The following is a 13,589-nucleotide window of genomic DNA, read 5'->3' as shown; positions in this document are numbered from 1 at the left end:
GTCGCTTCGCTTCGCTTCGCAACGGCATGAGGCACCATCGCGCTGTACCAAAAATTCGCTCACTGTCGCTCGCTCATGCGTCGATCGCATCCCGGTCGACGCGGTCGGCGGAGTCGATGAGCCAGTTGCGACGCGGCTCGACCTTCTCGCCCATCAGCAGTTCGAGGATGCGTTCGGCGGCGTCGACGTCATCGAGGGTGATCCGACGCACGGCCCGGGTGGCCGGGTTCATCGTGGTGTCCCACAACTCGTCGGCGTCCATCTCACCGAGACCCTTGAACCGTGGGATGGGCGTGACGATCTGCTTGCCGGCCTTCTCCAGCTTGCGGACCGTCGTCTCCATCTCGGCCTGCGTGTAGGTGTAGACGGTCTGCGGGCTGCGCCCCTTGGTGGTGATCTTGTGCAGGGGCGGCATCGCGGCGTAGAGCCGACCGGCCTCGATCAGCGGCCGCATGTACCGGGCGAACAGGGTGATCAGCAGCGTACGGATGTGGGCGCCGTCCACGTCGGCGTCGGCCATGATCAGCACACGGCCGTAGCGCAGCGCGGAGAGGTCGAAGGTGCGCCCCGAGCCGGCGCCGAGGACCTGCACGATGGCCGCGCACTCGGCATTGTCCAGAACCTGCTGGAGGTTGGCCTTCTGCACGTTGAGGATCTTGCCGCGGATCGGCAGCAGCGCCTGGTATTCCGACGAACGGGCCATCCGGCTCGTACCCAGGGCGCTGTCACCCTCGACGATGAACAGCTCGCTGCGATCGATGCCGGTGGCCCGGCAGTCGACAAGCTTCGGCGGCATGGACGCGCCCTCCAGGGCGGTCTTGCGCCGGGCGGCGTCCTTCTGTTGCTTCTGGGTGAGTCGCACCCGGGCGGCGTCGACGATCTTCTGCAGGACGGTGCGCGCCTCGGCCTTGGTGCGCCGGTCCTCCAGCCAGGCCTTGATGTGGGCATCGACCAGGGACTGGAGAACCTTGGTGATGCCGGTGGTGGAGAGCTCGTCCTTGGTCTGCGAGGTGAACTGCGGCTCGGGGATCCGCACGTGCACCACCGCCGTCATCCCCTCCAGGACGTCGTCCAGGGTGGGCGGCTCCTCCTTGGCCTTGAGCAGGCCGCGGGTGTTGCGGATGGCGTCGGCGAGCGCGCGGACGAGGGCCCGCTCGAAACCCTTGCGGTGGGTGCCGCCGTGCGCGTTGCGGATGGTGTTGGTGAAGCACTCGACGGTGCGCTCGTAACCGGTGCCCCACCGGAACGCCACCTCGACCTCGGCGCGACGCTGCACGTTGGACTGCATGACGCCGTTGGCGTCGGCGGCGTTCTCCCGGTAGGTGCCCTCGCCGTTGACCAGCAGGGTGCCGGAGACCGGCCGATCGCCGGCCGGGGCGAGGAACTCCACCATGTCGCTGAGCCCGTTGGGGTAGTGGAACCGCTCCTCGGCGGGCGCCTCACCGGTCAGGTCGCGCAGCAGGTAGGACACGCCGGGGACCAGGAACGCGGTGTTGCGAAGCTTCATCCGGACGGCGTCGACGTCGAGCGCGGCGCCGGTCTCGAAGTAGCGGGCGTCGTGCCACCAGCGGATCGAGGTGCCGGTGCGCTGGCCGCGCTTCATGGCACCGGTCACCTGGAGCCCGGGGCCGGCGGTGAAGGGTGCGTCCGGCCCGTCGCCGTCGAAGATGCCCGGGACGCCGTGCCGGAACGACATCGCGTGGATCTTGCCGGCCCGGCGGACGGTCACGTCGAAGCGGCGGGACAGCGCGTTGACCGCCGATGCGCCGACGCCGTGCAGACCGCCGGAGGTCTTGTAGCCGGAGCCGCCGAACTTGCCGCCGGCGTGCAGCCGGGTCAGCACCAGCTCGACGCCGGAGATGCCGGACTTGGCGTGCACGTCGGTGGGGATGCCGCGGCCGTCGTCGTCGACCTGCACCGAGCCGTCGGCGTGCAGGATCACCTCGACGTGGCTGGCGTGACCGGCGACACCCTCGTCGGTGGAGTTGTCGAGGATCTCGTTGACGAGGTGACCCACGCCACGGCTGTCGGTGGAACCGATGTACATGCCGGGCCGCTTGCGGACAGCGTCCAGCCCCTCAAGGTGGGTGAGGTCATCGGCCCCGTACAGGGTGTCAGGCTCTGCGGTCAACTGGTCGTACTCCCCGGTCTCGGCGGTGTGCTGCCGGTCACCGGCGACATCAGCCGGCGTGGCGCGCCGCAGCGAGCCTAGCCCGAGGCTAGGACAACCACCGGAGGACCTACGCGACCCGCCGCGCGCGCCCCTCCGGACGTGAGCCAACGAACAGCCGCCGCGTGATCATGGGACCACGCAGAGACACCGCCACCGGTACGCTCAGCCATGATCGCGGCCGGTTGAGCGCGGGGTGCACGCCGGACCGGGTCGAGGAGATCGGGAGGCGGTCGAGGTGGACGCGCGCTGCTGGGCGCCGTGGACGCGCTCCGTCCGGCGCAGCCGTGGCTCACCCCGTTCGGCATCGTGCGCAACCTGCTGTCCGGTGAGATGAGCGCCCTGCGGTGGGTGCAGTGGCTGTGCGTACTCCTGATCTGGGGCGTCGGGCTGAACGCCGTGGGCGCGGCCGTGTTGAACCGCCGCGGCCGCCCGACCGGTCGCTGACAACGCGCCGAGGGCGCGGGTCGGCGCGGTCGACAACCCGGAGCGCGGGTCCAATCTCGACGCGGTAGCCCGCCATGCCTACGGGCGCATGTCTTTCGTCGAACGAATCTGTTACGGGCCATTGACGCCCGTCGCGCCGGGGTGATCTGATCGCGCCCTCAGAGAATCTTTCATCTTTCGATGGTTGGGGGCCCCATGCCCAGGTTCCGGCATACCGCGCTCGCCGCGGGACTAACGATCGCCATGGCCGCGTTGTCGACCGCCGTCGCGCTGCCCGCACCCGCGTCCGCCGCGTTGCCCACCGCCGCGGTGGCACTCGGGGACAGCTTCATCAGTGGCGAGGGCGCCGGGGCGTACACCCCGGTCGTCGACGTCAACGGAGTCAGCCAGGGCTTCCCCGGTTGGACCGCGGCGAACAACAACGCGTTCTTCTGCCACCGCTCGGCGAACGCCTCGCTCAACCAGGCCAACCTGCCGGGCATCCAGAACCGGTTCAACCTGGCCTGCTCCGGCGGTCAGCCACACGACATCGCCAACGCCTCCCAGGCGCGGACCAACGGTCGTACAGTCGCCTCGCAGCTGAGTCAGCTGCGCGCCGTCGCGCAGACCCAGGACATCGACCTGGTGCTGGTCGGCCTCGGCTCCAACAACAGCTCGTTCACCTTCGGCAGTGTCGCGGAGAAGTGCGCCAACCGGTTCATCGCCGACGCCTGGACCGGCTGGTGGGAGTTCTGGGCGTACCTGAACGGGCCGGTGGAGCAGAAGCCGTGCAGCGACGCCGACCTGGCCACCGCCGCGCAGCTTAGCGCCGCGACCGCCGAGACCACCGCGGCCGTACGCCAGATCCTGACCACCCTCGACCAGGTGGACGCGGACGGGCAGCACCGGGTGGTGTTCCAGGACTACACGAACCCGCTGCCGCTGGACCTGAACCCGCAGTTCCACGAGGAGGACAGCCGGGACGACACCCGGGACAAGTTCCGTGACCTGGGTGCCGAGCGGTACGCGGGCGGTTGCCCGATCCACCGGGCCAGCCTGGCGCCGGGGCACCGCTTCTCCCAGGGCCTGGGCAGCATCGTGAAGTCCACCCGGGACACTCTGGCCGCCGAGTTCCCCGCCGACGAGCTGGTGTACCTGAACGTGCAGCAGGCCTTCAACGGTGCCCGGCTCTGCGAGCAGACCAGCAGCCCGAGCGGCGCGCTGGCCACTCCGATCCGGCTTCAGGACGGCGCAACCGGCACCTTCGTCACCAGCCTCGCCGGCAAGGACAAGATCGCCATTCAGCGCATCGCCAACACCTGCGTCACCTACTTCCAGACCTGCCAGGAGTCGTGGCACCCGAACGCCACCGGGCACCAGGTGCTCGGCCAGTGCCTGAGCGGCGCGGCCTCCACCAGCGCCCGTTCGGTGGCCTGCGTGCGGGCCAGCAACGGGGCGATCTCGGTCTCCTGACCGCAGCGTCCTTCGGAGGGCTCCGCCGTTCGGCGGGGCCCTCCGTCGCGTCCGTTCAGCGCGCGGCACGTCTGCCCACCGCTGTCGTGGACTTAAATGCCTACTGCTACCCGCCGGTAACGTCAGGCCGTAGGCTGGGCCGATGAACGGGGACCCGGAGTACGCGCAGGAGTACGTCGACGTCGACGGTGGCCGGTTGGGTGTGCAGGTCTATCCGGAACCGGACGGCGTGCCGGGCGCGCCGGTGGTCGTGATCTGGCCCGCGATGGGGGTCCGGGCCCGGTACTACCGGCCCTTCGCCGCCGCGCTGCGCGCCGCCGGGCTGGCAGTGGTCGTGGCCGACCTGCGCGGCACCGGGGCGAGCACGCCCGCGCCGAGTCGGGCGGACCGGCACGGTTACGCCGAACTGGCCGACGACGTCGGCGCCGTCCTGGCCGCCCTCAAGCCACGTCTGGACGGACGCACCCGACTGCTCCTCGGGCACTCGCTCGGCGGGCAGGCCGCGCTGCTGCACCTCGCCCTGCACGGCAGCGGCGAGGTGGACGGGTTGGCGCTGGTGGCGGTCGGCATCCCGTACTGGCGGACCTACCCGGGCCGGCGCGGCCTCGGCGTACTGCCCTACACCCAGGGGATCGCCGCCACTGCCGCGCTGCTCGGGGTCTGGCCGGGCTGGGGCTTCGGCGGTCGGCAGGCACGCGGCGTGATCCGCGACTGGGCCCACACCGCGCGGACCGGCCGATTCCCCCGGCTCGACGGTACGGACACCGAGGCCGCCGTCCGCGCGGTACGGACTCCGGTGCTGGCCGTCAGTGTGGACGACGACCAGTTCACCCCGCACGAGACCATGGACCACCTCTGCGCGAAGCTCGCCGACGCGCCGGTGACCCGGGAGCGGTACACAGTGGCGCAGGCCGGTACGACGTTGGACCACTTCACCTGGGTCCGCGCCAGCGGCCCGCTGGCGCGGCGGATCGCCGGTTTCGTCGGCGATCTGCCGCCCCGCTGAGCCGTACCGGCCGGTTGGCGGCCGGTCGGCTCACTCGTCCTGGTCCAGCGGCACCAGTTCACCGTCCCGCTCCACCTGAATCTCGGCGTGCTCCTTGCGAGGTGCGACCTCTGCGGTGTTCCGGTGTGGGTCGTTGTCGGGGTGCATGAGCACCGCGTCTGTTTTGGGGGTCTTCTCCCTGCTCTCGTCCGGCTGTGACATCGCGTTCCCCTCTCGTCGGCGTCGCTCGGGATCTACCCACCACCGGGCGAGTGACTCCTGCCCGGGGCAGGTCGACCCGCCGACGCCACGGATGTCCGGTAGCGGCCCTCCACGACGCGGATCGGTCCGCCCGGGGCGGGGTTAGCCGCCCGACCGGCGGGTAAGCCGCACCGCCCGACACGGCGGAAGGGGATCACATGTCCGAACGGCACACCGCACTGCGCTCGATGCACGATCTGGGCCTGGCGGCCTGGTTTGGCGGCTCCCTCATGGGTGCCTTCGGTGTCAACGGCGCAGCGGCGAAAATCAGCGACTCGACCCAGCGACTCCCGGTCGCCTCGGCCGGATGGTCCAAGTGGACCCCGGTCAACGCGGCCGCGATCGGCGCCCACCTGGCCGGCGCCGTCGGCGAGCTGGTGACCGAGAGCCCACGGGTGGCGGCCCAGTCCGGCGTAGGCCGGGCCAGCGCCATCAAGACGGCGTTGACCATCGGCGCGCTGGCGGTCACCGGCTACAGCCGGTTGGTCGGAATGCGGCTGGAGAAGGCCGGCGGGCCGTCGGTGAGCGGCGCCACCGAGCCGAACCACCAGACCCCGGCCAGTGTGGCCTCGTCGCAGCGGCAGATGAAGCTGCTCCAGTGGGCCATTCCGGCTCTGACCGGGACGCTGGTCGTGGTCACCGCGTACATGGGTGAGCAGCAGAAGCCCGGACAGGTGTTCCGCGGGATGCTCGGTCGCACCGGTGGGATAAAGGGCGCCTCGAAGACCATGATCAAGATGGCGGGAATGAGCAACGGCAAGCGGCCGATGGCGATGGCCGGACGCTGAACGTCGGGCCGGCCGGCGTCCCGCCGCCACCTCGACGGCGGGGCGCTGGCCGGCCCTACGCGCGCACCGGAGCGACGACGGATGCCACGTGCGCGGCGGCGTGCCGGCGACATGTCGTACGCCGCGCTCGGGCGGGCGGTCCGGGCCCGAGGACGGCACATCGTCCGCCGCTGGCGGCGGACCGACGAGCGGGGTGGCCATGACGGCGCACAAGGGACGCAGCGGGGACAACGACCGGCTGGAGCCGGAAGCGACCAAGCCGTGGGGTACCGGCGACGGCTTCGACGCCGACGCGCCCTGGGGCACGGCCGACGACTCACCGATGGACGAGGGCAGCGAGGAGACCGCGGTGCCCGAGGGACGGCGCGGCGAGCGACGCGCGGGTGCTCCGGCGGGCCGGTCGGACCCGGCGGGACGGCACGGCTTTGGCTCGGTCGAGCCGACCCGTACGACGATGGCCGGACCGGGTGCCCCACCCGATCCCGCCCCCAGCGGCCGGAGCTTCCCCGACGACGCGGACATCGGCGAGTCGACCCAGGACGCCCTGCGCAGCCGGGGACGGCGGTCCTGAGCGGACCGGCGTCCGGCCGGGCAGTCCGTGCCGCGATCAGCCGGTCGCCGGGACGGCCTGCTCGACGACCATGGTCTCGGCGAGCAGTTGCGCCAGCCGGGTGGCGTCGCGCTGGGCCTGACCTGCGCAGCAGTTGTTGAACAACACGTGCAGTTCGTCGGGGAGATCGGCGAACCCGGCCAGCCGTCCGGCCCAGTGCCGCAGCTCGTCCTCGGCGTACGCGTACCGGAACTTCTCCTGCTTGTCGCCCTCGCCCCAGGCGTCGCTGTGACCGTGGAACCGGACGATCGCCGGTTCCGCCGTCATGGTCAGGATCGGTGGCACCGACGACGGGTGCCCCTGTGGCATGTCGACGCAGACCAGCGACAGGTCGTGGGCGCGTAGCAGGTCCAGAGTTTCCGCCGCCACGTCGTCGTCCAACCAGGAGCCGTGCCGCAGCTCCACAGCGACCCGCCACGGCCGGCAGCGCTGCGCCAGCTCGATGATCCGGCGTTCAGCTGCGGGGCTGCGCACCAGCCACGGCGGGAACTGCAACATCACCACACCGAGCTTGCCGGCCGCAGCGATCGGGTCGAGGGCCGCGCGGAACCTTGCCCACAGCTCGTCGTACGCCGGCTCCGGCAGGTCTCGGCGGCGGATCCGGCTCGGGCCGCTGGCCGGTCGCAGGTCCCGGGGCAGCACGGCGACCGGTGTCGGGTGACCGGTGAAGAGGCTGAACGCCTTGACGTCGAAGGTGAAGTCGTCAGGTGTGGCGTCCACCCAGCCCTGGGTCGTCTCGGGCACCGGGATGGCGTAGTAGGACGTGTCCACCTCGACCATCGGGAACTGGCTGGCGTAGAAGCCCAGTCGACGGGCCGGCGTGCTGGCCGAGCGCGGGTACCACCCGGAGCGCAGCAGGGACTGGTCCGCCCAGGACGACGTGCCCACCTTAATCACACCCATGTCATTCAGTGGACCGCCACCGGCGCGGATCGGCAACCGCTGGGGTCTTCGGTCGACCTGGTGTCGTGCCCGGAAAGTGTCGGTGCCTCGCCCTACGGTGGCACCGGATGGACATCAACGAAGGGTGGCGGCATGACCAGCACTGAGCAGCTCACCGGTGAGCACACCGATCTCCTCCAGGCGCTTCGCGGGCACCGCGGTTTTCTCCTGCAGACGGTCGACGGGCTCACCGACGAGCAGGCGGCCAGCCGCCCCACGGTCAGCGGCCTCTGCCTCGGCGGCCTCATCAAGCACGTGGCCGGCGTCGAGCGCCGGTGGATGCTCTTCGCTGTGGGCGGCGCCGAGGCGATGGACCGTGAGGAGGTCGACTGGGTCGGCCAGTTCCAGATGGCACCGGGCGAGACCCTCGCCGGGCTGGTCGAGCGCTTCCAGGAGGTGGCCGCCCAGACCGACGAGTTGACCGCCACCCTCGACCTGGACGCGGCGCACCCGCTGCCGCAGGCGCCGTGGTTCGAGCCGGGGGCGAGTTGGACGGTCCGCCGGGTGCTGCTGCACCTGATCGCCGAGACGGCCCAGCACGCCGGGCACGCCGACATCCTCCGGGAGTCGATCGACGGCGCCAAGACCATGGGCTGACTCCGACGCCGACCGTCGCCGGGCCGAGCGCCGCCGCACCCCCTCAGCGCAGGCGGCGTCGGCGTTCGGTGGTCCGGTCCCTCGCGTAGGCGTCGGAGTGACCCCAACGACCCGGGATGTCCAGCAGCTCCAGCCGACCGAACCCCTCCGGCACCGCCGGGTTCACCAACAGGTTGTCGCCGGTGGGTCGCAGCCCCAGCATGGTGCCGAGCAGCATCAGCAACGCCCCCGACGCCCACGCCTGCGGGCGGCAGCTCGTCGTCAACTGCACGGGGTAGGTCGTCAGGTCGCGCTCGTATCCGGCGATCACTCCCGGCGCCTCGCCACCGAGCGTCTGCGCCATGTCGAAGATGCCGGCCGCGATCCGGGCCGCCTGCACGTCGAGGCGGTAGCGGCGCAACCCGGCGGCGATCAGCGCGTTGTCCGACGGCCATACCGCGCCCAGGTGCGTGCCCACCGGGTTGTACGTGCGCTGCCCCGCGGCGAACGTGCGTACCCCCCAACCGCTGAACAGTCGCGGCCCGACCAGGTGCTCGGCGACCGCCTCCGCACGGTCGTCCGCGACGATCCCGCTCCAGAGCAGATGCCCGATGTTCGAGGCCAGCGCATCGACCGGTTCGCCGTACGGGTCGAGCGCCAACGCGTAGTACTCCCGGTGCGGCAGCCAGAAGTCCCGGTTGAAGCGCTCCTTCAGCGCTGCCGCCTCCCGTTCCAACCGATCGGCGTACGCGGGGTCGCCCCAGAACTCCCGGGCCAGCCGGGCGCCGCGCCGCTTCGCGTCGTACGCGTAGCCCTGCAACTCGCAGGTGGCGCGGGGGAAGGCGGGTTGCCGACCGTGGGCATCGACGATGGCGTCCGGGGAGTCCTTCCAGCACTGGTTGATCGTGCCGTCACGTTCGTTGCGACGCTGGTAGCGCAGGTAGCCGTCGCCGGTCAGGTCGCCGTACTCGTCGATCCAGTCCAGCGCCATCCGGGCCGGATGGCGCAGCTCGCGGACCAGGTCGGCGTCACCGGACCAGCGCTCGTACTCGTCGAGCAGCACGACGAAGAGCGGGGTGGTGTCCGCCGCGCCGTAGTACAGCGCGCTCACCCGGTCGCTGAATGTTCCGGTCTCGCCGTACCGGAGCTGGGCCAGGATCTTGCCGGGCTCCTCGTCCAGCGCGTCGTCGAGCTGGCCGCCCTGCATGAGCGCCAGCATCCGTAGCGTCGCCGGAGCAAGTTCGGGGGTGAAGGCCATCGTCTGGAGGCAGGTGATCAGGGCGTCCCGTCCACACAACCCCATCGCCCACGGCAGACCACCGATCGGCACCCGCTCGCGGTGCGACAGCGGCCTGTAGCGCAGCGCCGCCAGGTCCGCGAGGCTGCCCTGGTAGAGCTCCTCCAGGCCGCTGCGTTCGGCCACCAGCTGCGGTGCCCGGTCCAGCCACTGCACCAGGTCCTCGCGCATCCCTGTCCGCACAATCTGCTGGTGCGACTGGAGGTCGGCGCGGAGATCCCGGCCTTCCTCGCCGCCCATGGTCACGCTGACGTGCAGGTCGGTCTCCCATTTCCCCTCGGGTGCGATCCGGATCCGGAACGTCATTCCCTTCTCGTCCACCTCGGCGGGGACGGTGCTGCGCACTGTGGTCTGGCGGACGAACCGGTCCCGCTGGTAGCGCAGCACGAGTTGCTGGTCCGCCGAGTCGGCGCTGACCTCGACGGCCCGCTGCCGGAGCTGCCCGACCTCGACGATGTCGGTGAAGTCGCTGGCCATCTCCATCCGGACGGTGTACTCGGCGGGCTGCGACGAGTGGTTGAGCACAGTGATGTTCTCGTGGAAGCAGTCGTGCACCGAGCGGTGCCTGATGATCGACATGTCGGCGTCGACGTAGTGGCTCGCCGCACCGGGGACCAGGAAGAACCGGGTCTCGAAGTACGTGAGGTCGTCGCGGGCGAGAGCGTTGATCCGCTCGCCGTCGATCCTGAGCACCCAGTGGGACAAGAACCGGGTGTCGTACGCGAAGAGTCCGACCGGGGTCTGCGGGTCGACCTCGATGTCGCCCTGGGCGTCGCTGATCGCGAACAGGTTGCCGGCGATGACGTGCACCAGTTCCTGCTTCACGGCCGCTCATTCCGAGCGGTCGTCTCATTCCGAGCGGTCCTCGCGGTCCGGCCAACCAACGCGGCCCGGCCCAGCTCGTGCGGATGGCGGGCGCCGTCCGGCCCGGCGAAGATCCGCCGCAGCAGCATCAGCAGTTGCATGTTGCCGTGCACGGTCAGCTCGTTGCGCAGCAGGCCCGCGCCCGGGTGCAGCTCGCCGCGGGCCATCCGGTCGAAGACCGCCCGGTCGGCCCGCACCACCAGCTCGGCGTCGTCGGCCGATCGGGTCACCCGGACCCGTTGGTCGGCGATGGTCAGGTACCAGTGATCGGTGCTGCCGTCGTCACGGAGATCCAGCCGCAGCGTCCCCGCGGTGGTCTCCGGCAGGTCGGGCCGCCGACCGGTGTCCAACTGTCGCAGGTACTGCTCCGCCGTAGCGCCCATCGGGCCCCCTCCCCACGGTTTCCCGCAGGATCACCCGCGTCGGGGTGAGCCCGGCTCACCTGAAAAGGGTGAGGGGCGCGTCAGCCGGCCTCGATCAGGCCGCGCACGTAGGCGGCCTGGCCCACGTGTTGCAGGTCGTCGTCGACGATGCTGACCAACCGGACGCCGAGGGTGACCGGCGGGTCCCACCCCTCGTCGACCACGCGGTCCAGGTCCGTCGGGGCCAGGCCGGCCAGGAAGCTTCCGGTACGCGCCGCGACCGCCTGGTAGTAGTCGATCAGCGCCTGCGCGCTCTCCGGCCGCACCGCGGCGACCTGAGCGGGCGAGTGCCCGTAGCCGGTGTTGTCGGGGTCCGCGGCGAGCCCGAACCGACCCGCCCAGTCGCCGCTCACCCAGATCTGCTCGGCGTCGAGCAGGTCGGCGACGTGGTGGTCCTGCACCCGGGTGAGGTGCCAGACCAGCCAACCGACCGAGTTGGCGCCCGGCCCGGGCTGGTGGCGCAGTTGCTCGGGGCTGAGGCCGTCGACGGCCGCGCGGACGAGGTCGGGCAGCCGGTCATACGCCTCGGTCAGCAGGTCACTCACGTCCACGGGTACGCCTTCCTGGTCGGTTTCCGAACAGGTACCGCCGGACCAGGGCGCGCAAACCTCGACGGCTACGGTGATCGAATGGTCGCCGCGGTGGAGTTGTACCTGGACCCGGACGCCACCCGCCGGATCCGGGTGCTCTGGGATGCGCTGGAGGCCGAGGGGGTGCAGAGCATGCGCTCGCTGCTGGAGCAGCGCCACCGTCCGCACGTCTCGCTCATGGTGGCGCCCCATTTTGACCCGGAGCAGGTCGCCGAGGCGCTACAGGGGACGGTGGTGGCCGCCCCGCTGCGGCTCGACTTCCAGCACGCCGGCCAGTTCGTCGGTCGGGTGCTCTGGCTCGGCCCGGCGCCCACACCGGAGTTGCTGGCGCACCACCGGCTGGTGCACGACCGGCTCGCCGCCGCCGGCGTCGCCCTCGCCGAGCACTACCAGCCGGGGCGGTGGGTGCCGCACTGCACGCTCTCCATGCGGGTGCCGAACACGCTGATGGCCGCCGCGGTGCGCCGCTGCCTGGAGGTGTTGCCGCTGGCCGCGACAGTGGTCGGCGCGGCGCTCACCGACCACGCGCGCGGCATCGCCCACCCGCTGCCTTGACCGTGCCTCGACCGTCGAGGCGTAATGTCCGGTTTGGCGGGCGACAGTCGGAAACCCGAAAACAAGCGGTGCGGATGCGGCCGGGCGTGGGAAGGTTCGAGTGGCTGTCGTACCGGTGGTGGGCTGCTCACAGGCGGTCCGCCCATCCGGTGTGGCGCGGGGTCACCCCGCGCCGCCCACGGCGGCTTCGACGAGGAGAGGCAGGGCCCATGCAGGCTCAGCGCAGGCCACCGCGCACGGAGCGGAGCCAGACCCGGGACGACCGGACCGGCGGCGGAATGACCGGGGCGGCCACGCCACTGACGATCTGGGCGGCCGCCGTACTGCTCGGCCGGATCGGTGCCGGCGACGACGACGTCGAGGACGAACGGCACATCCTGCGCGGCATCGAGTGAATCTCGGCCCCGCGGCTCAGAGCCAGCCGCGCCGCTTGAAGATCACATAGAGGGTGCCGCAGACCAGCAGCATCAACAGCAGCGCGAAGAGGTAGCCGAAGCGCCAGTTCAGCTCCGGCATGTGGACGAAGTTCATGCCGTACACGGTGCCGATGAGCGTGGGAGCGAAGAGGATCGCCGCCCAGGAGGAGACCTTCTTCAGCTCCTCGTTCTGGCTGTAGCTGGCCGCGGTGAGGCTGCGCATCTCCTCGTTCTGCTGCTGCGAGACGAGGGTGGCGTTGACGGTGAGGATGTTCTGCAACAGGTGCCGGAAACCGTCCACCCGCTCCACCACCTGGGTCAGGTGGTCGGTCACGTCGCGCAGGTAGCGGCGCAGCTCCTCGTCGGCGCTGGCGCTGCCGGCGCCGTCGGCCAGCGCGTCGAGCACGCTGAGCAGCGGGCGGGCGGCCCGCTGGAACTGGATGACCTCGCGGCTGAGCCCGTAGATGCGGCGGCTGGCGTTCGGGTCGCCACCGAACACCTGGGTCTCGATCTCGTCGATGTCGTTCTCCAGTCCGGCCACCACCGGCGCGTACCCGTCGACGACCTGGTCGAGGATCGCGTACAGGACCGCCTCCGGCCCCCGGGCGAGCATCTGCGCCTCGGTCTCCAGCCGCCGCCGCACCGCGGCCAGGTCGGGCGCCTCGCCGTGTCGGACGGTGACCACGAAGCCCGGCCCGATGAACAGGTGCAGTTCGGAGAACTCGACCTCCTCCCGGAGGTCGTTGTAGCGGGCGGCGCGCAGCACCACGAACAGGGTGTGCCCGTACCGCTCCAGCTTGGGACGCTGGTGGGCGTTGATCGCGTCCTCAACCGCCAGGTCGTGCAGCCGAAACTCCCGGGCCAGCGAGGTGATCTGCTCGATGTCGGGCCGGTACAACCCGATCCAGGCCATCGCGCTGTCCTGCTCCTGGAGGCAGCGGTACGTCTCGGCGAGGCCGGACGGCGAGGCGAACCGGTGCCCCCGGATGTAGACCGCGCTGTCCACCAGGCCGCCGTGGGAGGCGGCGGGCGTCTCCGTGGACGGCGCCACACCGACCCTCGTCTCGTACTCGTCGAGTTGGCGGCCGAAGCCACCACCCGGGCGGAAGCGACGGCCGCCGACCATGCCCTGTCCCCTCCCCCGGTGCCGCCCATCCAGCCCGGGGCGCTGCTTCCCCCCTGTCCTGGGCACTGAAACCCGCCGTGGCGTCGGC

15 protein-coding genes are annotated in these 13,589 nt (G+C 71.1%); 8 read left to right on the top strand and 7 right to left on the bottom strand.

Annotation, left to right across the window (positions count from 1 at the left end):
• Window positions 1-73: 73 nt before the first annotated feature.
• Window positions 74-2,131, bottom strand: a complete 2,058-nt coding sequence (locus tag FB453_RS16590) for a DNA topoisomerase IV subunit B (RefSeq protein WP_145791301.1) — start codon at window positions 2,129-2,131, stop codon at window positions 74-76.
• A gap of 300 nt (window positions 2,132-2,431) precedes the next feature.
• Here FB453_RS16590 and FB453_RS16585 point away from each other — a divergent pair, with 300 nt between their 5' ends.
• From FB453_RS16585 to FB453_RS16575, 3 genes are all read left to right on the top strand, one after another.
• A complete protein-coding gene (locus tag FB453_RS16585) occupies window positions 2,432-2,617 on the top strand; it encodes a hypothetical protein (protein ID WP_145791299.1) in 186 nt (61 codons plus the stop codon).
• 195 nt (window positions 2,618-2,812) lie between these two features.
• Window positions 2,813-4,069 carry an SGNH/GDSL hydrolase family protein gene (locus tag FB453_RS16580; protein ID WP_145791297.1) on the top strand — a complete coding sequence of 419 codons (1,257 nt, stop codon included), beginning with the start codon at window positions 2,813-2,815 and terminating at the stop codon, window positions 4,067-4,069.
• A gap of 142 nt (window positions 4,070-4,211) precedes the next feature.
• Window positions 4,212-5,075 (top strand): alpha/beta fold hydrolase, encoded by an 864-nt coding sequence (locus FB453_RS16575; protein ID WP_145791295.1) that lies wholly within the window; start codon window positions 4,212-4,214, stop codon window positions 5,073-5,075.
• Window positions 5,076-5,105: 30 nt separating this feature from the next.
• On the opposite strand, the gene FB453_RS34245 is transcribed toward FB453_RS16575, so the two are convergent.
• Entirely contained in the window at window positions 5,106-5,276 is a 171-nt protein-coding gene (locus FB453_RS34245; protein WP_158629581.1) for a hypothetical protein, read from the bottom strand.
• A 197-nt stretch (window positions 5,277-5,473) separates the two neighbouring features.
• Here FB453_RS34245 and FB453_RS16570 point away from each other — a divergent pair, with 197 nt between their 5' ends.
• Together FB453_RS16570 and FB453_RS16565 are read left to right on the top strand one after the other, a co-directional pair.
• On the top strand, window positions 5,474-6,103 hold the full coding sequence (locus tag FB453_RS16570; RefSeq protein WP_112585495.1) for a hypothetical protein: 630 nt from the start codon (window positions 5,474-5,476) through the stop codon (window positions 6,101-6,103).
• 199 nt (window positions 6,104-6,302) lie between these two features.
• Window positions 6,303-6,674, top strand: coding sequence for a hypothetical protein (locus FB453_RS16565; protein ID WP_091401355.1), 372 nt, complete (start codon window positions 6,303-6,305; stop codon window positions 6,672-6,674).
• Between the two features lie 36 nt (window positions 6,675-6,710).
• On the opposite strand, the gene FB453_RS16560 is transcribed toward FB453_RS16565, so the two are convergent.
• Window positions 6,711-7,616 carry a DUF72 domain-containing protein gene (locus FB453_RS16560; RefSeq protein WP_145791293.1) on the bottom strand — a complete coding sequence of 302 codons (906 nt, stop codon included), beginning with the start codon at window positions 7,614-7,616 and terminating at the stop codon, window positions 6,711-6,713.
• A gap of 132 nt (window positions 7,617-7,748) precedes the next feature.
• Here FB453_RS16560 and FB453_RS16555 point away from each other — a divergent pair, with 132 nt between their 5' ends.
• Entirely contained in the window at window positions 7,749-8,252 is a 504-nt protein-coding gene (locus tag FB453_RS16555) for a DinB family protein (protein ID WP_145791291.1), read from the top strand.
• Between the two features lie 43 nt (window positions 8,253-8,295).
• Here the strand turns inward: FB453_RS16555 and FB453_RS16550 are convergent, their stop codons facing one another.
• From FB453_RS16550 to FB453_RS16540, 3 genes are all read right to left on the bottom strand, one after another.
• A complete protein-coding gene (locus FB453_RS16550; RefSeq protein ID WP_145791289.1) occupies window positions 8,296-10,353 on the bottom strand; it encodes a glycogen debranching N-terminal domain-containing protein in 2,058 nt (685 codons plus the stop codon).
• Window positions 10,350-10,775: an SCP2 sterol-binding domain-containing protein gene (locus tag FB453_RS16545; RefSeq protein ID WP_145791286.1), complete on the bottom strand. Its 426-nt coding sequence runs from the start codon at window positions 10,773-10,775 to the stop codon at window positions 10,350-10,352. Before FB453_RS16545 ends, FB453_RS16550 begins: the two co-directional genes overlap by 4 nt.
• 80 nt (window positions 10,776-10,855) lie before the next feature.
• Window positions 10,856-11,365 (bottom strand): mycothiol transferase, encoded by a 510-nt coding sequence (locus tag FB453_RS16540; protein WP_145791284.1) that lies wholly within the window; start codon window positions 11,363-11,365, stop codon window positions 10,856-10,858.
• A gap of 78 nt (window positions 11,366-11,443) precedes the next feature.
• Here FB453_RS16540 and FB453_RS16535 point away from each other — a divergent pair, with 78 nt between their 5' ends.
• Together FB453_RS16535 and FB453_RS16530 are read left to right on the top strand one after the other, a co-directional pair.
• A complete protein-coding gene (locus FB453_RS16535; protein ID WP_145791282.1) occupies window positions 11,444-11,959 on the top strand; it encodes a 2'-5' RNA ligase family protein in 516 nt (171 codons plus the stop codon).
• A gap of 209 nt (window positions 11,960-12,168) precedes the next feature.
• On the top strand, window positions 12,169-12,354 hold the full coding sequence (locus tag FB453_RS16530; protein WP_091401337.1) for a hypothetical protein: 186 nt from the start codon (window positions 12,169-12,171) through the stop codon (window positions 12,352-12,354).
• A gap of 16 nt (window positions 12,355-12,370) precedes the next feature.
• Here FB453_RS16530 and corA read toward each other — a convergent pair whose 3' ends face one another.
• Window positions 12,371-13,501: a magnesium/cobalt transporter CorA gene (gene corA, locus FB453_RS16525; protein ID WP_145791280.1), complete on the bottom strand. Its 1,131-nt coding sequence runs from the start codon at window positions 13,499-13,501 to the stop codon at window positions 12,371-12,373.
• Window positions 13,502-13,589: the final 88 nt, after the last annotated feature.

It is taken from the genome of Micromonospora sp. CNZ322, assembly GCF_007827755.1.
The sequence above is the reverse complement of the archived record's forward strand: the minus strand, read 5'-3'. Positions and strand labels throughout refer to the sequence as shown.